The 20,817-nt window shown below is 66.4% G+C and carries 21 protein-coding genes; 9 read left to right on the top strand and 12 right to left on the bottom strand.

Annotation, left to right across the window (positions count from 1 at the left end; translation table 11 throughout):
- The first annotated feature begins 6 nt into the window (after nt 1–6).
- Together AC5Y42_RS19315 and AC5Y42_RS19310 are read left to right on the top strand one after the other, a co-directional pair.
- Complete coding sequence (locus AC5Y42_RS19315; protein WP_499900181.1) at nt 7–792, top strand: class I SAM-dependent methyltransferase; 786 nt, start codon at nt 7–9, stop codon at nt 790–792.
- A gap of 51 nt (nt 793–843) precedes the next feature.
- On the top strand, nt 844–2,316 hold the full coding sequence (locus AC5Y42_RS19310; RefSeq protein ID WP_499900180.1) for an aldehyde dehydrogenase: 1,473 nt from the start codon (nt 844–846) through the stop codon (nt 2,314–2,316).
- Nucleotides 2,317–2,348: 32 nt separating this feature from the next.
- On the opposite strand, the gene AC5Y42_RS19305 is transcribed toward AC5Y42_RS19310, so the two are convergent.
- Both AC5Y42_RS19305 and AC5Y42_RS19300 read right to left on the bottom strand, forming a co-directional pair.
- Nucleotides 2,349–2,708: a hypothetical protein gene (locus AC5Y42_RS19305; protein ID WP_499900171.1), complete on the bottom strand. Its 360-nt coding sequence runs from the start codon at nt 2,706–2,708 to the stop codon at nt 2,349–2,351.
- 24 nt (nt 2,709–2,732) lie between these two features.
- Nucleotides 2,733–3,560 (bottom strand): class I SAM-dependent methyltransferase, encoded by an 828-nt coding sequence (locus tag AC5Y42_RS19300; RefSeq protein WP_499900170.1) that lies wholly within the window; start codon nt 3,558–3,560, stop codon nt 2,733–2,735.
- Between the two features lie 135 nt (nt 3,561–3,695).
- Here AC5Y42_RS19300 and AC5Y42_RS19295 point away from each other — a divergent pair, with 135 nt between their 5' ends.
- Entirely contained in the window at nt 3,696–4,373 is a 678-nt protein-coding gene (locus tag AC5Y42_RS19295) for a winged helix-turn-helix transcriptional regulator (RefSeq protein WP_499900169.1), read from the top strand.
- 126 nt (nt 4,374–4,499) lie between these two features.
- Here the strand turns inward: AC5Y42_RS19295 and AC5Y42_RS19290 are convergent, their stop codons facing one another.
- Nucleotides 4,500–5,303 (bottom strand): crotonase/enoyl-CoA hydratase family protein, encoded by an 804-nt coding sequence (locus AC5Y42_RS19290; protein WP_499900168.1) that lies wholly within the window; start codon nt 5,301–5,303, stop codon nt 4,500–4,502.
- 187 nt (nt 5,304–5,490) lie between these two features.
- Between AC5Y42_RS19290 and AC5Y42_RS19285 the strand changes: the two genes are divergently transcribed.
- Nucleotides 5,491–5,655: a hypothetical protein gene (locus AC5Y42_RS19285; RefSeq protein ID WP_499900167.1), complete on the top strand. Its 165-nt coding sequence runs from the start codon at nt 5,491–5,493 to the stop codon at nt 5,653–5,655.
- Nucleotides 5,656–5,663: 8 nt separating this feature from the next.
- Nucleotides 5,664–6,278, top strand: coding sequence for a TetR/AcrR family transcriptional regulator (locus AC5Y42_RS19280; protein WP_499900166.1), 615 nt, complete (start codon nt 5,664–5,666; stop codon nt 6,276–6,278).
- A 70-nt stretch (nt 6,279–6,348) separates the two neighbouring features.
- On the opposite strand, the gene AC5Y42_RS19275 is transcribed toward AC5Y42_RS19280, so the two are convergent.
- From AC5Y42_RS19275 to AC5Y42_RS19260, 4 genes are all read right to left on the bottom strand, one after another.
- On the bottom strand, nt 6,349–6,645 hold the full coding sequence (locus AC5Y42_RS19275; protein ID WP_499887845.1) for a hypothetical protein: 297 nt from the start codon (nt 6,643–6,645) through the stop codon (nt 6,349–6,351).
- Nucleotides 6,642–8,150: a class I adenylate-forming enzyme family protein gene (locus AC5Y42_RS19270; protein WP_499900165.1), complete on the bottom strand. Its 1,509-nt coding sequence runs from the start codon at nt 8,148–8,150 to the stop codon at nt 6,642–6,644. Before AC5Y42_RS19270 ends, AC5Y42_RS19275 begins: the two co-directional genes overlap by 4 nt.
- A 75-nt stretch (nt 8,151–8,225) precedes the next feature.
- Nucleotides 8,226–9,047 carry an arylamine N-acetyltransferase family protein gene (locus tag AC5Y42_RS19265; RefSeq protein WP_499900164.1) on the bottom strand — a complete coding sequence of 274 codons (822 nt, stop codon included), beginning with the start codon at nt 9,045–9,047 and terminating at the stop codon, nt 8,226–8,228.
- Nucleotides 9,048–9,067: 20 nt separating this feature from the next.
- Entirely contained in the window at nt 9,068–9,850 is a 783-nt protein-coding gene (locus AC5Y42_RS19260) for a crotonase/enoyl-CoA hydratase family protein (protein ID WP_499900163.1), read from the bottom strand.
- 130 nt (nt 9,851–9,980) lie between these two features.
- On the opposite strand from AC5Y42_RS19260, the gene AC5Y42_RS19255 reads away from it, so the two are divergent.
- Both AC5Y42_RS19255 and fadD12 read left to right on the top strand, forming a co-directional pair.
- Nucleotides 9,981–10,787 (top strand): 1-acyl-sn-glycerol-3-phosphate acyltransferase, encoded by an 807-nt coding sequence (locus tag AC5Y42_RS19255; RefSeq protein WP_499900162.1) that lies wholly within the window; start codon nt 9,981–9,983, stop codon nt 10,785–10,787.
- 5 nt (nt 10,788–10,792) lie between these two features.
- Complete coding sequence (gene fadD12, locus AC5Y42_RS19250) at nt 10,793–12,397, top strand: acyl-CoA ligase FadD12 (RefSeq protein WP_499900161.1); 1,605 nt, start codon at nt 10,793–10,795, stop codon at nt 12,395–12,397.
- On the opposite strand, the gene AC5Y42_RS19245 is transcribed toward fadD12, so the two are convergent.
- Nucleotides 12,394–13,812, bottom strand: coding sequence for a WS/DGAT/MGAT family O-acyltransferase (locus AC5Y42_RS19245; protein ID WP_499900160.1), 1,419 nt, complete (start codon nt 13,810–13,812; stop codon nt 12,394–12,396). The genes fadD12 and AC5Y42_RS19245 overlap by 4 nt on opposite strands.
- Nucleotides 13,813–13,855: 43 nt before the next feature.
- Nucleotides 13,856–15,040: an alpha/beta hydrolase fold domain-containing protein gene (locus AC5Y42_RS19240; RefSeq protein ID WP_499900179.1), complete on the bottom strand. Its 1,185-nt coding sequence runs from the start codon at nt 15,038–15,040 to the stop codon at nt 13,856–13,858.
- Nucleotides 15,041–15,160: 120 nt separating this feature from the next.
- Here AC5Y42_RS19240 and AC5Y42_RS19235 point away from each other — a divergent pair, with 120 nt between their 5' ends.
- Nucleotides 15,161–16,042: an alpha/beta hydrolase gene (locus AC5Y42_RS19235; RefSeq protein WP_499900159.1), complete on the top strand. Its 882-nt coding sequence runs from the start codon at nt 15,161–15,163 to the stop codon at nt 16,040–16,042.
- Between the two features lie 80 nt (nt 16,043–16,122).
- Here the strand turns inward: AC5Y42_RS19235 and AC5Y42_RS19230 are convergent, their stop codons facing one another.
- From AC5Y42_RS19230 to AC5Y42_RS19220, 3 genes are read right to left on the bottom strand one after another with little or no spacing between them, the layout of a single operon-like run.
- Nucleotides 16,123–17,427 carry an amidohydrolase family protein gene (locus AC5Y42_RS19230; protein WP_499900158.1) on the bottom strand — a complete coding sequence of 435 codons (1,305 nt, stop codon included), beginning with the start codon at nt 17,425–17,427 and terminating at the stop codon, nt 16,123–16,125.
- Nucleotides 17,421–18,608: a CoA transferase gene (locus AC5Y42_RS19225; protein WP_499900157.1), complete on the bottom strand. Its 1,188-nt coding sequence runs from the start codon at nt 18,606–18,608 to the stop codon at nt 17,421–17,423. The genes AC5Y42_RS19230 and AC5Y42_RS19225 overlap by 7 nt, the downstream gene beginning before the upstream one ends.
- Nucleotides 18,609–18,658: 50 nt before the next feature.
- Nucleotides 18,659–19,642, bottom strand: a complete 984-nt coding sequence (locus tag AC5Y42_RS19220; RefSeq protein WP_499900156.1) for a MaoC family dehydratase — start codon at nt 19,640–19,642, stop codon at nt 18,659–18,661.
- Nucleotides 19,643–19,671: 29 nt separating this feature from the next.
- On the opposite strand from AC5Y42_RS19220, the gene AC5Y42_RS19215 reads away from it, so the two are divergent.
- On the top strand, nt 19,672–20,814 hold the full coding sequence (locus tag AC5Y42_RS19215) for an acyl-CoA dehydrogenase family protein (protein ID WP_499900155.1): 1,143 nt from the start codon (nt 19,672–19,674) through the stop codon (nt 20,812–20,814).
- Nucleotides 20,815–20,817 lie beyond the last annotated feature (3 nt).

The following is a 20,817-nucleotide window of genomic DNA, read 5'->3' as shown; positions in this document are numbered from 1 at the left end:
AGGTCGATGGCGGTCACCGATGCGTTCGCGCGTCGGGCGACGCTGTCCCGCTCGCTGCGGCTGCTGTCCGCGTTCCGCTACGAGCAGTCGGATCCCGACCGGTTCTACGGGGCACTGGCCAGCGACACCGCGCAGATGGTCGGCGATTTGTGGCGCGGCATTCATGGCACCGGCCCGACCGGGTGCACGCTGCTCGACGTCGGCGGTGGCCCAGGCTATTTCGCGACGGCTTTTGCCGACGCCGGGATCCGGTATATCGGAGTCGAGCCGGATCCGAGCGAGATCCATGCGGCGACGCCGACGAATGCACGTGTGGCGGGCCCATTCGTCCGTGCGTCGGGCATGGCGCTGCCGTTCGCCGATGACTCGGTGGACATCTGCCTGTCATCCAATGTGGCCGAGCACGTTCGGCGCCCATGGCAGTTGGGTGGCGAGATGCTGCGGGTGACCCGCCCGGGTGGGCTGGTAGTCCTGTCGTACACGGTGTGGCTAGGTCCGTTCGGCGGACATGAGATGGGCCTCTCCCACTATCTGGGCGGTGCGCGCGCCGCCGCGCGCTACGCCCGCAAACACGGCCATCGAGCGAAGAACGACTACGGGTCGTCGTTGTTTGCGGTGTCGGCGGCCGACGGACTGGACTGGGCGGTCAGTACCGGCGCCCTGGTGTCCGCATTCCCGCGCTACCACCCCCGATGGGCGTGGCGGCTGACGTCGGTCCCAGTGCTGCGCGAGTTCCTGGTGAGCAACTTGGTGCTGGTGCTACGGCCGCCGCTCCATAACGACGGCACTTGATTGAAACGTGTTCTCGTTTTGCCTGTCGCTGGGTAGGGTGACGCCATGACCATGACCGACAGCCAGACGACCGAATACGACAAGCTGTTCATCGGCGGGAAATGGACCGAACCGTCGACCTCCGACGTCATCGAGGTGCACTGCCCGGCCACCGGCGAATACGTTGGGAAGGTGCCGGTGGCGGCAGCAGCCGACGTCGACGCCGCGGTCGCCGCGGCCCGCGCGGCGTTCGACAGCGGCCCCTGGCCGACCACGCCGCCGAAGGAGCGCGCGGCCGTGATCGCCAACGCGCTCAGGTTGATGGAGGAGCGCAAGGACCTGTTCACCCAGCTCCTCGCGAGCGAGACCGGTCAGCCGCAAATGACCATCGAAACGATGCACTGGATGAGCTCGATAGGGGCGCTGAACTTCTTCGCCGGCCCCGCTGTCGACCAGGTCAAGTGGAAAGAGACCCGCAACGGCGGATACGGACAAAGCATCGTCCATCGCGAGCCGGTCGGCGTCGTCGGCGCGATCATCGCCTGGAACGTGCCGCTGTTCCTGGCCGTCAACAAGCTGGGTCCGGCGCTGCTGGCCGGCTGCACGGTAGTGCTTAAGCCGGCCGCCGAAACACCGTTGAGCGCAAACGCTTTGGCGGAGGTATTCGCCGAAGCCGGCCTGCCCGAGGGTGTGCTGTCGATAGTGCCGGGCGGAATCGAGACCGGGCAGGCACTGACATCCAACCGCGACGTCGACATCTTCACCTTCACCGGCAGCTCGGGCGTCGGCAAGGAGATCGGCCGACGTGCCGCGGACCTGCTCAAGCCGTGCACGTTGGAGCTCGGCGGGAAATCAGCCGCGATCGTCCTCGACGACGTCGACCTGGCCGCGGCCGTCCCGATGTTGGTGTTCTCCGGCATCATGAACACCGGGCAGGCCTGTGTAGCCCAGACCCGCATCCTGGCGCCCCGCTCCCGCTACGACGAGATCGTGGATGCTGTAAGCGCTTTCGCACAGGCGCTGCCCGTTGGCCTGCCGTCGGACCCAACCGCCCAGATCGGTTCGCTGATCTCGGAGAAGCAACGCGCCCGGGTGGAGGGCTACATCGCCAAAGGTATCGAGGAGGGCGCCCGGTTGGTGTGTGGCGGCGGCCGCCCCGACGGTCTGGACACCGGCTTCTTCGTTCAACCCACGGTGTTCGCCGACGTCAACAATGAGATGACGATCGCCCAGGAGGAGATCTTCGGGCCGGTGCTGAGCATCATTCCCTACGACACCGAGGAAGACGCGATCAAGATCGCCAACGACTCGGTCTACGGCCTGGCCGGCAGCGTGTGGACCGCCAATGTGCCGCGCGGCATCGAGATCTCGGAGAAGATCCGCACCGGGACGTACGCCATCAACTGGTACGCGTTCGATCCCTGCTGTCCATTCGGCGGCTATAAGAACTCGGGCATCGGGCGCGAAAACGGGCCGGAAGGTGTCGAGCACTTCACTCAGCAGAAGAGCGTGCTGATGCCGATGGGTTATACCTCCGACAGTTAGCTGCGACTCACGCGGCTACATCGGCCGGCGTATTACGGCACCGCTTCCGGCGGCGCGACGGGAGCAATTGGAGGGTGCACCGGCCGGTGCGAAGGATTTCCGTTGTTTGGCGGTGCCATGGTGCTATAGCAGCCGTCGTCGCCACAGGTCTGGGAATAAGTTCCGTCAACGTAGCCATCGCAGGTGTCGGCGCCGTTGATGTCCTTGTAGCAACAGTCAGAGTATCGGTGCCCGTCGCTGCCGACGCTTGAGTTGTATGTGCCGCCAGCAGCTTTGCAATCGCTCTTGATCGTCGATTCTGCTTCCGCGTTGGACACGGGTGCGGTCAAGACCGTCGCACCGAGCGCGATGACGCCCGCCGCGATCGCCGTGCCAAGTCGGGAAAATTTCATGTTTTCATCTCTTTTGACCAGCTGCTAGCGCTTGCGCGCGGTGATAAGCAGATACTCCCAGTGCATCGTCGATGACACGGCCAGGAATCGTTGCCCTAGCTCGGCCAACGCGGCATCGAGCGCGGCGACCCGGTCGGGGTGTGCTGCGACGTTGCGATACGTGGTGATCGTCGGTCCATAGTTGGCCTTGAAAAAGTCGCGGAATGCCTCTCCGGTGGCGAACAGGTCGACGGTCAACATGCGTCGCTGCATGGCCAAATCGGTGACCCGGTCCCCCAGCAGCTGCTTGACGTAGTCTTCGTTGCCCCACAGCGGCGGTGGCTGTACCCCCGGTGATGGCGTCGGCGCGAAGCGCTTCATCGCCGCGAACATCTGACCGATGAAGCCCTCGGGTGTCCAATTGACCAGCGCGAGCGTTCCGCCGGGACGGCACACGCGGACCAGCTCGTCGGCAGCCCGTTGATGATGCGGGGCGAACATTACGCCGATACAAGACACCACCGCGTCAAAGCCGTTGTCGTCGAACGGCAGTGCCTCGGCATCGGCCTCCGTCCATTCGAGTTCGACACCGCGCTCGGCAGCCGCCGCGCGTCCGACTTCCAACAACTCAGGAGTTAGGTCGCTCGCGACCACGCAGGCCCCGGCCGCCGCGGCGGGGATCGAGGCGTTGCCGGTTCCGGCAGCCACATCAAGCAAGCGGTCACCTGGTCCGATACCGCTGGCTTGCACCAGCACCGGTCCAAGGGGCGCGACCACGTCGCTGGCAACTATGCGGTAGTCGCCGGTCGCCCAGACCGCGCGATGTTTGCCGGCCAGGTCGCGGTCAGCGGTGGTGGCGGCATCAGCAGTCACGGTGATCTCCTCGTTCGAAGCTTGTGCTGCATGAAGAATCGTCCGTTCATCAGCTGGGCGATTCCAGTGCCAAATCTGAACCGGTCGCGGTTCTGAATCTGTACCACCGGCCGCTCCCGGATGTACCGTCACAACATGCCGTCCTACGGTCAGTTCTGCCCCGTCGCCAAAGCCATGGAGCTGCTCGACGAGCGGTGGACGATGCTGGTGGTGCGTGAATTACTCGAGGGCAGTAGACACTTCAACGACGTGCGTCGTGGCGTACCCAAGATGTCGCCGGCCCTACTGTCCAAGCGGCTGCAGACATTGACCCGCGCGGGTCTCGTCGAACGATCTGAGGCCGAAGGACGGACGTCGTACACACTGACGCCGTGCGGCAAGGAGCTGCACGACGTCGTGCAGGCAATCGGCACCTGGGGTGTGCGGTGGATTCCCGAAATCGGCGACGACGAGCTCGACCCGCACCTGCTGATGTGGGACATCCATCGCCATGTGCCGATCGACAAATGGCCGCGTGAGAGGACCGTGCTGGCGTTCCGGCTATCGAGCGTCGCACCGAAGGCGTCGTCGTCGTGGTGGCTCGTGGTCGCCGACGGCCGAGCCGACGTCTGCGACTTCGATCCCGGCTACGACGTCGCCGCGACGGTATCGTGCACCCTGCGCGCACTTACCTTTATCTGGCGCGGTGACGTGTCCTGGTCGCGTGCGCTACTCGACGGGTCGGTATCCATCGACGCGCCGTCGCAGGTGCGACACGCGGTGCCCACGTGGATCGGTCAGTCGCCGCTGGCCGCCATCCCACGCCCCGCCTAGCGTTCATCCGTCGATCGTCACCACGTTCCACGCGATTCGGGATACGCGGCCGGCACGGGCCCCGCCCCGTCATTAATGGGGTGTGGGGCCGGCGTCCCAGTCAAGCCTGCGCCGAACCTAACGCCGTTACTGTCCCTGGAATCGGGCTTGCCGGCGCTCGACGAACGACTGCACGCCCTCGGCGGCGTCGGCGCTGCCGAATAGTGCGGCCACTTCTGGCCGAAGCCGCTCGGCCGCGGCTGCCCCGCCGCGTTCGGCCGCCAACTGCGCCGAGGCCAGGGTGGCCCGAACACCCAGGGGCGCGGCGCGATTGGCGATGGTGTGCGCGATTTCCCGCCCGCGGGCCAGTGCGGTCGCGGCGTCGTCGGCGACGTCTTGAACCAGGCCGATGCGATGCGCCTCGGCGGCGTCGAACTCGTCGCCGGTCAACAGCCAGCGCATGGCGTTGCCCCAGCCCGCCACCCGGGGCAAGCGGATGGTCGCACCGCCGAACGGATAGATGCCGCGTTGCACCTCGAGCTGCGCGAACCGGGTGCCGGTCGCCGCGACGCGGATATCGGCGGCCAACAGCAGCTCGATGCCCAGCGTCATGCACCAGCCCTGCGCGACGGCGACCAGCGGAATGGTCCAGGGGCCGTCGAGGCGCCACGGGTCGCGCCCGCCTGCTGGGGACGGCAGTTCGCCCGAGGCGATCGCCGGGGCGACGTCGACCAAGTCCAGGCCGCCGGTGAAGTGGTCGCCGTGCGCGAACAGCACGCCGGCGCGGACGTCGGAGGCGGACTCCAGTACACCGTAGGCGCGGGACAGATCGGCCAGCATCGTGCGGTTGAAGGCGTTGCGTTTGTCCGGCCGGTTCAGGCCGATCAGCAGGACGTGACCGTCGCGTTCGAGCGACACGGTCTCCAGGGTTGGCAGCGAGGTGTCAGACATTGGCCAAGTACATCCCAACGCTAGATAATATGCAATCCAGCATAATATTTGGCAGGTAATTATCGGGAGCTGGACACCGTATGGACCGTTGAAATGGGGATTTACCGTGAAAAGCGTATAGTTCTTGTGTCAAAGAAACGGCTTGTTATATGCTGCTCGGCATAATCATGAGCCGGTAAGCCGGCGCATGAGGCAGGAGAAGATCATGTGGATCGTCGAACTCAACATCGCCGGCTATCGGTTCACCCGCCAGATTCCCGACTTGCGTAGCGCATCGTTGCGCTCGGTGCGGCTGCAACCGCCTGGCCTGCACCAGCGAGTCCCGCAGCCGCCTTCCCCGCACGCTGCCTAGGCATCGCGATGACCCCAATGGCCACTAGTGCCAAGCGCGGTAAAACCCGCATTAAGATGCTGGTCAGCGCCGCCGAGGTGATGCGTGAACGCGGCGCCGCCGGGGTGACCATCGACGAGGTGCTCACCCGCAGCGGTACGCCGCGGGGATCGGTCTACTACCACTTCCCCGACGGCCGTAACCAGATCCTGACCGAAGCGCTGCGCTACGCCGGCGATGCGATCACGGCCACAATCGATGATTCCATCGAGCTGGGCGCGATGGCGCTGCTGCGCGACTTCGTCGAGTTCTGGGAACGCCTGTTGGACAACAGCGACTTCAACGCCGGCTGCCCGGTGGTGGCGGCGGCGATCGGCTCGGCCGACGAGGAACCGCAATTGACCGCCGAGGCCGGACAGATTTTCGGCCGTTGGTGTACCGCCCTGTCGCGGGCGTTCGTTGCCGACGGCTTTCCCGAGTCGGACGCGGCCTCGCTGGCGGTGATGTCGATCGCCACGCTGGAGGGCGCGGTGGTGCTATGCCGCTCGAAGCGCAGCGCCGAGCCGCTGCGCGAGGTCCACACTCAACTCGAATTCTTGATCAAGGCAAGGGAATTCGTCCGTCGTAACGGAGTCCCGAAGTAGCGCGACCAGACGAAGAATCGCACGTTTCGTCCCGAAATCGTGCGATTCTTCGTCTGTTCGCGCAGAGGAGTTAATCGCTGGCCGGAAGCGGCTTGGCTTCCTTGAGGCTCAGCGCGGTCTGACCGATAGCCAGCGTTCCCGCGCCGGCTTTGGTCACCAGCACCTCGGCGCCGGTCTCGTCGACGTAGCGTTTGCCCATCACGTTGCCGTCGGCGAACGCCGGGTCCAGGTCGCCGGAACGCTCAGCGTCCAAAGCCACCATCGGCGCACCGCCACAGCGCAGATCGTCGAGGCTGTCGGCGCTGCGCACGACGATGACCTGCGTGTCGCACACTTGGCTGGCTAAACGGGTTCCGTTCTTGATCATGTTTTCGATCCTAATGTTCCTAGGGTTCTGAGGGATTCGACGATCTCGCGACGAAGCACTTTGCCGGTCGCATTGGTGGGCAGCTCGTCGCGGAACACGACGCGGTCGGGGGTGCGCGAACCGCGCAGGCTTTTGCGGACGTGCTCGCGGAGCTCGTCGGGGTCTGGCTCGATGCCGGGAGCGGGCACCACCACCGCGACGATCGCCTGGCCCCACCGCGGGTCGTCGACGCCGACCACCGCGACATCACGCACGTGGGCATGTTCGATCAGCACATCCTCCAACTCGGCAGGTGCGATGTTCTCACCGCCGCGGATGATGGTGTCGTCGCTGCGCCCGCCGATGAACAGATAGCCGCCTTCGTCCAGCGTGGCGATGTCCCGAGTCGGGAACCACCCTTGGTCGTCGAGCACCGATCCGATCCCGGTGTAGCGGCCCGAGACCTGCTCGCCGCGCACGAACAACTCACCGGTTTGTCCAGCCGGAAGCAGGACGCCGTTCTCGTCGCGGATCTGCACCTCGATGCTCGGCACCGGCTGACCCACCGAAGCCAGGCGCTTGATGACGGCGGGATCCGACGCCGACTGCGCCGCGCGGTGGTCTTCCGGAGTCAGCACAGCGATGGTCGAGCTCGTCTCGGTCAGTCCATAGGCGTTGACGAACCCTACGTCGGGCAACAACTCCAGCGCCCGGCGCACCAGTGGCAACCCCACCTTTGAGCCGCCGTAGGCCAGGCTGCGCAGCGACGGCAGCTCATGCCGGCCAGTCTCCAGCACGGTGACGATCCGGTCGAGCATGGTCGGGACCACCGTCGCAGTGGTGACGTGCTCGGCGTTGATCAGCCGCACCCACTCCTCGGCGTCAAAGACCGGCAGGTACACCATCGTTCGGCCCGCATACAGATTCGACAGCGCCGCGCTGACACCGGCAATGTGGTAGGGCGGCAAACAGATCAGCGCCGCGTCGGTCGGCTCAGCCAACCCGAATTCCACGGTTCCGGTGATGTAGCTGGTCAGGTTGTTGTGTGACAACTCGACGGCCTTGGGCTGCGACGTGGTGCCCGAGGTGAACAGCACGATCGCGGTCGACTCCGGGTCGGCGAACTCCGCGGCGGGTTCCGCGGCGCCGGCGCTGGCCCGGAACTCGTCGGAGCCGATCACGTGCTTACCGGTGTTTCCGACCATCTCCCGGTAGCGGTCGTCGACGATTACCAGCGGTTCGGGCAACCGACCGATCAAGGCCTGAATGCCCTCGCTCGAAAGCCGGTAGTTGATCGGGGTGAATGTCACTGCGGCGCGCGCCGACGCGAAGATCAGCAGCGGCAGCATCGCCCCGCCGGTGCCGACGTAGGCCACATGCTGCGCATTCGAGCCGGCGATGACGCCCGCGCCGCCGTCGGCGAGATCGCTGAGCTGCTGAGTTGTCAGCCGGGTGTCGCCGGAGACGACGGCGGTTCGGTCAGGGTTGCTCGACACAGCCATCTCGAGAAGTAACGAAATGCTCAATCGTCGAACTTTCTGTGGTGCCAGCGCGTTACAAAGATCGTCAAAAGTGTCATGCCTGGCTGTAGTTTAGATCAACTAGTTGTCGAGAACCTCGGCGACCCGAGCCTCCACATCGCCAAGACCCGACACGTCGATGCCGAACCGATTGGCCAGCGCGTCGAGCACCTGTCCGGCGTCGTCGAACCGGATCCGCTCGGTTGCCCCGTCGGCGTGGACGGCGAGGTTGCGGCCGCGCAAGTTCCAACGCGCCTCGTCGGTGACCAACGCAGCGCTGAGCCCGACGACAAAGGTCGACCCCGGATGCGTCGACACGTACCAGCTTCCGACTTCCATATCGATCAGCGGACGCGGATCCGCGCCGAAGGTGTACAGCGGCTGCCACTCACCGCGCACCAGCGCCTCCAGGACGTAGTCGCGACCGTGGGTCCGCAACCGGTACGGCTCGTGACGGGTCTGCTGGACCGGCCCGACGGTGAGCCGAATCGGCGACGGCAGCGTCTGCCCGCCGAACCCGACGTCGACCAGATACGGTTCGTCGACGCCGGGAATGCGTACCGCAAGCGCCTGATGTGTCTCAGCGTGCGGTGGACCATCCAGCCCGGCCGGGTTCATCCACACCACCCGGCCGGCCAGCCGGTCGCTCTCGAAGCCCAAATCGGCGAGCACGTACCGCATTAGGTTGTTGTGCTCGTAGCAGTACCCGCCGCGGCGGCGATCCACCAGCTTGTCGGTCAGCGCATCTGCGCTCAGGTCAGCCACCGGCACACCCAACAGCGGGTCGAGGTTCTCGAACGGGATGTGGCGGGTATGGCCGGCCACCACGCCGGTCAACGTCTCCAACGTCGGAGCTGTCGATCCGGTGTAGCCGATGCGGGCGAAATACGCCGGGAGATCCATTCGCGGTGACCCGCTGCGACTCAGCTGCCCGTCCAGCGCGGCGGGCGTTTCTCGGCGAACGCGATCGCGCCTTCCTTCGCGTCGTTGGAGGCAAAGACCGGCATCAGAATCTTCAGCTGCTCGCCGAACATGGCCTCCGGGCTCCACCCGCGGGATTCGACGATGATCCGCTTGGTGGCGGCCACCGCCAGCGGACCGTTGGCGGTGATCTTCTCGGCCAGCGCGATGGCCGCGTCCAGCGCCGTCCCGGGCTCCGCCAGAACATTGACCAGCCCCAGTGCGTGCGCGCGCTCGGCGGACAGGTTGTCGCCGGTCAGAGCGAGTTCCATCGCGATGGCGTACGGGATGCGGTGCGGCAATCGCAGCAGCCCCCCGCCGCCGGCGACCAACCCGCGTTTGACTTCGGGGATACCGAAGGCCGACTCCTTGGACGCCACGATCAGGTCGGTGGCCAGCGCCAGTTCGGTGCCGCCGGCCAACGCGTAGCCCTCGACGGCGGCGATCAGCGGCTTGGTCGGTGGGCGTTCGGTGAAGCCCATCCCGCGGCCTTCGACGACGACGTTCTCACCCCGGGCGAATGCCTTGAGATCCATGCCCGCGCAGAAGGATCCGTCGGCACCGGTCAGAATCGCCACCGACAGACCCGCGTCGCCGTCGAGACGGTCCATCGCATCGGCCAGGCCCTTGCTGACCGCGGCGTTCACCGCGTTCTTGGCCTTGGGCCGGTTGATCGTGATGATCAGGATCCGGTCGCGCTGTTCGACCAGAACTTCAGGTTCGGTGTTGCCGGCATCTTCGCTCACGACGCTGTGTGCTCCTTCGAATGCAGTGACATCTGTCGAGGAGATCGTAACGACCTTGTCCGAGTGACTTCGGCCGGAAGGCGCTGGGCTAGCATCACAGCCAAATCAGCACAAAATCCCAGGGGGACCGTTGACCGCCACCGATATCGAACCAACCGAAATATCGAAGTGGGATCCCGGCCTCACCGAACGCGTGATCGGATGGCTCCGTCCGCTCATCAAGGGCTACCACCGCGCGGAGGTACGCGGGCTGGAGACCTTCCCGTCGGGCGGCGCCCTGGTGGTGTCCAACCACTCGGGCGGATTGTTCCCGATGGATGTTCCGGTTTTCGCCACCGGGTTCTACGAGAAGTTCGGCTACGACCGGCCGGTCTACACGCTGAGCCACGACGTGTTACACACCGGCCCCACCGCCGACTTCTTCATCCGGGCCGGCTTCATCCGCGCCAACCACGAGAACGCCGACGAGGCGCTGCGGTCCGGTGGCGTGGTGGTGGTGTTCCCCGGCGGTGACTACGACGTCTACCGGCCCACCCTGTCCGAGAACACCATCGATTTCGACGGGCGCACCGGGTATGTGCGCGCGGCGATCAACGCCGGGGTGCCGATCGTTCCCGCGGTGGCCGTCGGCGGACAGGAAAGCCAGCTTTACCTGTCGCGTGGCACGTGGCTGGCCAAGGCGCTGCGGTTGGACAAGCTGATGCGGGTAAAGATCCTGCCGATCTCGGTGGGCTTCCCGTTCGGGCTTTCCGCAGTGGTGCCGCCAAACCTGCCGCTGCCGACCAAGATCGTCATGCAGGTGCTCGAGCCGATCCACATAACCGCCCAGTTCGGTGAGGAGCCCGACGTCGACGAGGTCGACGCCCACGTCCGCCATGTCATGCAAAAGGCGCTCGACAAGTTGGCCAAAGAGCGCCGCCTCCCGATCATCGGCTAGTACCGGTGGCACCGTTCGGCCTGTTGGCCAGCATGGTCCGCGCAGGAATCATCGCACCCCTGCGACCTGACAAGTATCTGCGAATCACCGCAGCTGTGCGCCGCGAAGGCCTCACCGTCACAAGCGGATTCGCGATGTCGGCGCAGCGCTGTCCCAACCGCGCGGCCTTGATCGACGAGTTGGGGACGTTGACATACCGCGAGCTCGACCGGCGCGGCGACGCGTTGGCCGCGGCCTTGCAGGCGCTGCCCGCCGGGACGCCGGCGGTAGTCGGGATCATGTGCCGCAACCACCGCGGCTTCGTCGAGGCGTTGGTCGCGGCCAACCGGATCGGCGCCGACGTGTTGCTGCTCAACACCTCGTTCGCCGGGCCGGCGCTGGCCGAGGTGGTCGACCGCGAGGGCGTGGACGCGGTGATCTACGACGAGGAGTTCACCGATTCGGTGGACCGCGCGCTGCTCGACCGGCCCGACACCGTCCGCATCGTCGCCTGGACCGAGCAACCACACGACCTCACCGTTGAGAAACTCATCGCCGACCACGCCGGCCGGCGAGCCACCAAGCCGGGACGCAAAGGCAAGCTCATTCTGCTGACATCCGGAACTACCGGAAACCCTAAGGGCGCCAAGCATTCCGGCGGCGGGGCCAACGAGCTCCAGGCGATCCTGGATCGGGTGCCGTGGCACACCGAGGAGACGATCGTGGTGGTGGCGCCGATGTTTCACGCCTGGGGCTTTTCACAGTTGGTGTTCGCCGCCTCACTGGGCTGCACTGTGGTGACGCGGCGCAAATTCGACCCCGAGGCCACTCTCGATCTCATCGACCGCTACCAGGCCACCGGCTTGTCCGTGGTGCCGGTGATGTTCGACCGGATCATGGACTTGCCCGACGACGTGCGGCGGAAGTACAGCGGTCGATCACTGCGATTCGCCACCGCATCAGGTTCGCGGATGCGCCCCGACGTGGTCACCCGGTTCATGGACGAATTCGGCGACGTGATCTACAACAACTACAACGCCACCGAGGCGGGCATGATCGCTACCGCCACACCCGAAGACCTACGGGCCGCCCCCGACACCGCCGGCAAGCCCGCCGTCGGAACCGAGATCCGCATCCTCGACAGCGAATTCCGCGAGGTGCCCACCGGCGAGGTGGGCCAGATTTTCGTGCGTAACACCAACCGGTTCGACGGCTATACCTCCGGTACTACCAAGGACTTTCACGAGGGCTTCATGGCATCCGGCGACGTCGGCCGTCTCGATGAGGCCGGCCGGCTCTATGTGGTCGGTCGCGACGACGAGATGATCGTCTCCGGCGGCGAGAACGTCTACCCCATCGAGGTGGAGAAGACGCTGATGACCCATCCCGATGTCGCCGAGGCCGCGGTGCTCGGAGTCGACGACGAGCAGTACGGGCAGCGCTTGGCGGCGTTCGTCGTGCTTGCGGGGTCGGCGACCCCCGACATCCTCAAGCAGCATGTCCGCGACAATCTGGCCAATTACAAAGTGCCGCGGGAGATCGTCGTGCTTTCGGAGTTGCCGCGCAGCAGTACCGGGAAGATCGCCCGCCGCGATCTGCTGGCCCAACTCGATTCGTCGCCGTCGCCCTAGGCCTGCGCCATCGCAATTTCGACGACCGTCAGTTTCTCCGAAAGTCCTGCGGCTCGGCGTATTTCAATGAACTCTTCGATCATGGCGTCGGTCACCTCATGCGGGTCCTCGACGGTGGTGCCGTCGGCCAGCACCGAAATATTGAGCTGGTCGACGTAGCTCCACACGGTGATGTTCAGTCCGCTGCCGGCGGTCAAGGGGCCCACCGAATAGATCTCGGTGACCAGCGCGCCGCCGACGCGGCCGCGTTCGCGCGGTCCCGGAACGTTGGAGATGTTGAGGTTGAGCACCTTGTTCTGTCCGTCGCGGCCAGCCAGCCATCGGAACAGCGACTCTGCGGGGGCCGGCGGAAAGTACGCCGCCCACCGGCTGATCAGTTCCGGCCCGATGAGCTGGTGGCTTTCCTTGGCGGACACCGCGAAATCGTGCGAGAGCCGCACCCGCTCCAGCGGATCGTCGACGTCGACGGGTAGCGCCACCAGCACACCGCTGAAACGGTTCCCCGAGATCCGGTCCGGCGAGAAGTCGAAACTCATCGGCACTGAGGCCAGTAGCGGATGCTCGGCCTTGCCGTCATAGTGCAGCGACAGTTTGCGCAACGCCCCGCTGGAGAGGGCCAGCACGAGGTCGTTGATCGTGACGCCGAGCGCCTTGCCGGTCTCCTTGATGTCGGACAACGCCAGGGTGGCGGTGGCGAATGTGCGCTGCGGCGTGAGCATGTGGTTCATAAAGCTCGGCGGCGGGGTGAACGGTCGCGTCAACTCCGGTGACAATTTGCGCGAACTGCGGCGAACCCGGCTGACACCCTCGGCGGTGTAGCGGACGGTCGCCGGGATCCGCCCAAGGTGACGCATGTGATCACCGAACGCCGACCGCACCAACTCCCCCTTGGACGGCGCGGGGTCGGGCCTAAACTGGTCGCGGCCGGTCTGCGGACCCGATGCCAGGTCCATGCCGCGAGCCAGCAGATTCGCGGCGGCGACGCCATCGGCGAGCGCGTGGTGGATCTTGCCGACCACCGCGATGCGGTCGTCTGCCAGGCCCTCGACGAAATACATCTCCCACAGCGGGCGGCGGCGGTCCAGCGGTGTGCTGGCAATCTCGCCGATCGCCTCGTCTAGCTCACGGCGCCCGCCCGGCGCGGGTAGCCGCCACGGACGGATGTGGTAGGTCAGGTCTACCTCGCAGCCTTCCCGCCACATCGGGTGATGGAACTTCATCGGAATGTCGACGAGCTGGTAGCAGAACGGTTCCAACTTGTAGAGCCGACTGTGGATGACCCGGCGGAACGTGTCGATATCAAAGTCACGACGCTCGGCGTCCAGCTCGATCACCGCGACCTTGAGGGTGTGCATATGCACATTCGGCGTCTCGCTGTACAGCAGCACCGCGTCCCAGCCGCTGAGCCTCTTCACCGCCCCACCTCCCTGTGCAGGCGACCTTACAGTCGGCCGGTGTTCAGATGACCTCTTTGGCTCCGATCAGCGCATGGTTGCGGTGGACTTGGTTGAGGAACAGTCCGATGGTGGTGGCCATCGCGCCGGTGCGGGCGCCGTCGGTCAGGTCGAAGCCGTGGCCGGCGCCGGGCAGCTCCACGTAGCTGACCACCGAGCGGGACACCGCTCGAAGCCGCTCGACGAAGCTGCGCGCCTGCGCCACCGGGATCACCGTGTCGTTGCTGCCGTGAATTACCAGGAACGGCGGGGCATCTGGATGCACCCGGGCGATCGGCGAGGCCTTGCGGAACACGTCGGGATGACGGTCGATGCGCCGGTTGACCACCACCCGCTCCAGAAAATCGACGAACCGGACCCGCTCGGCGGTCGAGCGGTCCTCCCAGTCGTATCGGCCGTAAACCCCGACCACCGCGTCGACCGCAGTGTCCGAGCCCGGCGCCAACCCAGCCTGCAGCTCAGGGTCGTTGCCGGTCAGCCCGGCCAACGCAGACAGATGGCCACCCGCCGAAGAACCTGCTACCGCAACGAAATTGCGGTCGCCGCCGAATTTGTCGACATTGGCGCGGGCCCATGCGATCGCGGATTTGACATCGGTGATGTGGCTCGGCCAGCGGTGGTGCGGCGCGACCCGGTAGTCGATCGACAGGCATACCCAGCCCAGTTCGGCCAGGTGCGACATCAGCGCATAGCCCTGCAGAACGCGGCTCCCGTGCACCCAGGCCCCGCCGGGCACGAAGATCAGCACCGGCGCCGGACGAACCGGCAAGTCTTTACGGCGCCACACGTCGAGCAGTTGGGCCGGGTGTTCCCCGTATCGGACACCGGCGCGGTAGAGGTGACGTCGGTGCCGCAGCGCTTGCCACACCGGCGGGGTTCGTTCGGGTTGGGGCCATTCGATGTCCAGGTCTTTCGCGGACACGATGCCGCGCAGCGCGGCCGCGGAGACGGCCTGCGTCTGGTCGCGGTCACGTTTGCGGATCTCCACCACGCCCGGGGTAAGCCACGCCTTGGCCGCCGTGGAGAGGAATTCCGGTAGCACACGGCAGCCCCAGACGCCCATCGCGGTCACACCGCCCAGCGGCTCCAGATGCCTGCCCACCACGGGCAGCGACGTCGTTGCGACGCTGAGTGCCAGCATGTAGTCGGCGGGGCGGGCACGCAGCAACCATCTCGCGCGGCTAGCCATGGTCGGACCGGGATATCGGGTCGCAGGGCGCACCATCCCGGGAGCGTACCTCGCGGGGGGTCGGTCCAAACGGCGATCGCCGCCGAGTCGTCGTCTTGGTGTCGTCGTCATACTGGTTCGATGCCCAGCACCGATTTCCACCCTGACCTCCGCAGAATCGCCCGCGTTGCGCCGCGAACACTGGTCACACCGCGGACGTTGCACCTGATCAGGGCGTTGTCGGGACTGATCTGGCGAGGCCACGTCGACGGCGTCGAAGCGCTCACCCTCGAGTCGGGTGCGGGTGTGCGGCTGCACCGACCGGTCGGGCTCACCCAGCAGGCGCCCGCGCTGCTGTGGATCCACGGCGGCGGCTACGTGGTCGGCAGCGCACGGCAAGACGACCGGCTGTGCCGCCGGTTCAGCGATGAGCTGGGGATCACGGTCGCTGCGGTGGACTACCGGTTGGCACCCGAGCATCCCTACCCTGCGCCGCTGGAGGACTGCTATTCGGCGTTGACCTGGCTGGCCCGGCTGCCGTCGGTAGATCCGGCGCGGGTGGCCATCGGCGGCGCCAGCGCCGGCGGCGGGTTGGCGGCGGCGCTGGCACTGTTGGCGCGGGACCGCGGCGAAGTCACGCCCAGCATGCAGGTGCTGGCCTATCCGATGCTCGATGACCGCAGTGTCAACATCCCGAAGAACTGCAACTATCGGCTGTGGAGTCCCGACAGCAATCGGTTCGGCTGGACCGCCTATCTCGGCGGCGCCGACCCGCAGGTCGCCGTTCCGGCACGCCGCGACGACCTGAGCGGATTGGCTCCGGCCTGGATCGGCGTCGGCACGCACGACTTGTTCTACGACGAGGATCTGGCCTACGCGGAGCGTCTCCGCGCCGCCGGGGTGCCATGCCCCGTCGAGGAAATTGTCGGGGCGTTCCACGGCTTTGACCTGATAGCTCCGAAAGCTCAAGTGTCCCAAGCCTTTTTTGCCCGTCAGTGCGACGTCCTGCGCGCCTCTTTTTGACGCGGGTCTTCTTTGGCGCGAGCGTGCGTGTCCCCGGCCGACACGCCGGGCCGAGAACCGTTTTCGCGCACGCTCGCGGCTCAGGAACGCGCGTAGACGATCTTGCCGCCGATGATGGTGGCGGCTACGAGATCAGCGTCCAGTTCGGCCAGCGCGGCTTCGGGTGGGGCAGTCAACAGGCACAAGTCGCCCGGCTGTCCCGGTTCGACGGTGCGAACACGGCTGGGATGTTCGGGCCAACCCAAAAACATCATCACCGCCCGTCGCTCCGGGATGCATTCGCCGGCGTTGAGCACAGCGCCACTCGGGGTGGTGCGGTGTACCGCGGCACGCATGGCCGCCCACGGGTCGCCCTCGCCGAAAGGCATATCGGTCGACAGCGCGGCGGGAACACCGGCTAGCAGCAGCGACGCAACCCGCCACAGTTGATGGTGCTCGTCGGCGGGCACCTCGACCAGGTACTGGTCGCCGCGCTCGGCGACGAAGTTGGGTTGGGTCACCACCGTCGTGCCGAGCTCAGCGAGATCGTCGAGGGCATCGGACGGCACCACCGCGGCATGTTCGATGCGGTCACGTGGATGCGTGCCGGCCTGACGCAGGGCCGCGATCGTCACGATCAATTGGGCGGCCGTCACGCAGTGAACGGCGACCGGGGCGCCGGTGTGGTGCCGTTCGGCAATCCAGTGGGTGAGCTCGTCGAGGTCGAGGTTGTCGTCGTGCAGGATGCGCTTGCCCGGCGACAGGCAATGCACGCGTTGACGCAGGATGCCGCGGCGCTGCAACTCTTTCAATTGCACGACGTCTGCGATTTCGAGATCCGGTGTGGCGTCGGTGATTCCGGTGACGCCGTAACGGCTCAGCCGACGGCTGAGGTCAGCGAGATTGGTCTGCCGCCGACTCAGCGCGTTCGACCAGACTGGGTCGGCGCTGCGCACCCGACCGTCGGTGTGCTCGGACAGCCCGATGCGGGCCAGACCTGCCGAGTTGAGGATCCACAGTAGGCCGCTGCGGTGCTGTATCCGCAGCGGCACGCTCGGCACCAGAGCATCCAGCGTCGTCCGGTCCAGCGGTCCGGCAACCGAGTCGTGGTAGCCCACGGCACGGACCCAACCGTCGTCACCGACTTCGGCGGTGGCCAGCGCGTCGGCGAGGGCTTGGCGGTCTCGCACCCGCGGGGGCCCAACGTGCACCGACGTCTCGGCCGCCGCCGCGGAGTGCAGGTGGACGTGATGGTCGTGTAGGCCGGGTAGCACGGTTCCGCCACGTGCATCGAACACGTCTTCGCCGGGCAGCGGTGTGAGTTGTTCATCCACCTCGTCGATCGCCGCGCCGACCCGAATGTCGAGCACGGCGCCGTCTAGCCGGGTGGCCCCCCGAATTAGCATGGCGTACCGCGCCTTTCACTGACGATGCGCTTCACCGCGGCGTTGTCTGCGCCCAGCGGCGATGCCGACGGCACCGGTGGCGGCGGCCGCGGCGGAGCGACGGACGCCTCGGAGTTCGAGGGAGCCTGCGACAGTGCGGCATACCGCGCAGCCACGCCGGCCATCGACACGTCGATCAGTTCGCCGCCGCCCCGGCGTAGTGACTGCGCCACCGCCCGCGTCGCCTCCAGGCCGCTGAGCGGGTCGGCGATGGCGTCGCCGCAGAACACCGGCTCGTCGGCGCCCAAGCCGACGAGCCCGCCGGCTACCGCGGCGTCGTCGCCGAACGCCGGCCGGTCCGGTTGTCCGAGGTAACCGCCGATGCGCAGCCAAACCCGGCCGGGCCGGGCGGGCATGTCGTCGACGCTGAGCCGGCGCCGTCTTAGCGCAGCCGGGCGTGAACCTTCGATCACGACGTCGGCGGCTATCAGCAGATCGCGCAGCGCCTGCGGGTCATTCTCGAAATCTATCGCATAGCATAGTTTTCCGAAGTTCATCCAGTCGAAGAACGCGGGTTCGCCGCGGCGGGTGCCATCGGGGCGGGCCACCGTTTCCACCTTGACCACGACGGCGCCGGCGCGGGCGAGCAACTGGGCGCACAACGGTCCCGCCCACAGCGACGACAGGTCGGCGACCAGCAATCCGTCCGGCGCGCGCGCCTCGGCGCCGCTACCGATCGGCTGCACCGCCGGTGCGGCCGGCGCGGACTCGCTCAGCGCCGCTGCGGCGATATCCAGCAGCTGGGCGCGAGCGACAATATCATGCGCGGAATGTACTGCGGCCCAATCTGTTAACGCCGACCACGGGTCGGCGGGGACCGCGTGAGTTTCCAGCAGCGCGGGCAACGCCTCGATGTCGTCGGCGCGAGGCAGCGCGATCGCACACCAGCCGTCGGCGGTGCGCAGCAGCCGAGTCGCACCGCCCGCCGAGATGCGACCCTGCCGGGTCAGCCCGAGCAGCGCCGCGCGGCCGGCCAATACGGTGGCGGCGTCGACTTCGACAGCAGTGAGTTCAGCGATGTCCGCGGCTACCCGACGGGCTTCGGTCAGCACCGCCGAGCGGGAGAAGTCGGCCGGACCGTCGGGCTGGCCGGTCAGCTGGGCCAGCCCGCTGCCGGCCCAGTCCGTCGAGGCCGAATCCACTTCCCTATTGTCCTTTTCCGCCACGAGCCGACGCAAAGGTGTCCCACGGGTCAGAACTGCAGCGCGGTAAACCGCCAATCCAGCACCTGCCGGTCGGCTTCCACATCGCCCGCGGCGTAGACCACCGACCGCAGTCCCAGGACACCACCGTTGTTCACCGCGTCCGCGGACTCCACATGCAGCTCGCTGTACAGTGTGTCGCCCTCGTGCACCGGACCGGTGTGGTCACAGGACTGCCAGCTCAACACGGTGGCCAGGTTCGGCAGCAACCGGGTGGCCTGCGCCAAAGCCAGCCCGATAGTGTGCCCGCCGTATACCAGCCGGCGCCCGCCGACACGCGAATCATGATGGACCGCGGCGATATTCAGGGTCAGCCGGGCCAGTTCGGGTGCGCTACTGACGACGTCGCCGCTGCTGTGCAGCAGCATTCCGGGCATGGTGGATTCGAAATGTGGGCCCGGGATGCGCTGGCGGAACACATCGCCATTCCATTCGTGGGTGGCTAGCGGCGGCGGCGCCAGATCGGCGCCAATTGTGGACAGGTCGTCGGTGTGCTCCGCGGCGTTCGATTCGGCCTTTGGACTCAGCGGCAGCATGGCGCAGCGATAAAAGTCGAGGACCAAGCGGTCGGCCTGGTCGATGGTGGTCATCCGCAAGGCCACCAGCCCGGTGGGCGCCCGTCCGGGTTTGGCCGAGTTTTTCTTCAGCCCCACGACCTCGGTGCGGGTGAACAAGCTGTCGCCGATGGCGGGGAAGCGGTAGAACACCAGCCCGCGGTAGAACAGGTTGGCCTTGACGTGCTGGGTCACCAATGTCGACTGCCCGATGGCGACGTCACAGACCAGACCGGGGTGGGCCAGCGGTGTCGTCGACCCGGTGACGGCCAGCGACAACTCGGCATCCAGCGGCAACCGCAGCCGATCACCCAGGATGCTCTGATGGACGGCGGCCGCTCCGGGGGTCAGTGTCATCGCGGGAGCGGCGGGAAAGACCTGGCCGACGTGCAGGTCGTCAAAGTACGGGCCGCCGGTCATTGGGTTACCACCCGTGTCAGCATGGCCGTATGACGGACGAAGAGGCGATGCTGGTCGACACGGTGCGGGAATTCGTCGACAAAGAGGTCAAGCCGACGGTGCGCGAGGTCGAGCATGCCAACGAGTATCCCGAAGCGTGGATCGAGCAGATGAAGCGCATCGGAATCTACGGTCTGGCCATCCCCGAGGAGTACGGCGGGTCGCCGGTGTCGATGCCGTGCTATGTGCTGGTCACCCAGGAGCTGGCGCGCGGCTGGATGAGCCTGGCCGGCGCGATGGGTGGACACACCGTCGTCGCCAAGCTGCTCGCTCAATTCGGCACCGAGGAACAGACGCGTCGCTATCTGCCGGCGATGGCCACCGGCGAGCTGCGGGCCACGATGGCGCTGACCGAGCCGGGCGGCGGCAGCGATCTGCAGAACATGTCGACGACCGCGCTGCCCGACGGCTCCGATCTGGTGATCAATGGGTCCAAGACCTGGATCAGCAATGCCAGGCGGTCCGGGCTTATTGCGTTGTTGTGTAAGACCGATCCACAAGCCACACCGCGCCACGCCGGTATCTCGGTGGTGCTCGTCGAACCGGGGCCGGGCCTGACGATCTCGCGAGATCTACCCAAACTTGGCTACAAGGGCGTCGAAAGCTGCGAGCTGTCGTTTGACGGCTATCGCGTGCCGGCGTCAGCCGTACTCGGCGATGCGCCGGGGCAGGGTTTTGCGCAGATGATGAAAGGCCTTGAAACCGGCCGCATTCAGGTGGCTTCGCGGGCGCTGGGAGTCGCAACAGCAGCTTTGGAGGATGCGCTGGCCTATGCCCGACAACGGGAAAGCTTCGGCAAGCCGATCTGGAAGCATCAGGCCGTCGGCAACTATCTGGCCGACATGGCCACCAAGCTCACCGCCGCGCGTCAGCTCACGCGCTATGCCGCCGAGCGCTACGACAGCGGCGAGCGCTGTGACATGGAGGCCGGAATGGCCAAGCTGTTCGCCTCGGAGGTGGCGATGGAAATCGCCTTGAATGCCGTCCGTATTCACGGCGGCTATGGCTACTCCACCGAATACGACGTCGAGCGGTACTTTCGCGACGCGCCGCTGATGATTGTCGGCGAAGGCACCAACGAGATTCAGCGCAATGTCATTGCCGGGCAGCTGGTTGCCCGCGGCGGGATCTAGTTC

This window comes from Mycobacterium sp. NGS48, from assembly GCF_059812585.1.
This window is presented reverse-complemented; position numbering and strand designations above follow the sequence as displayed.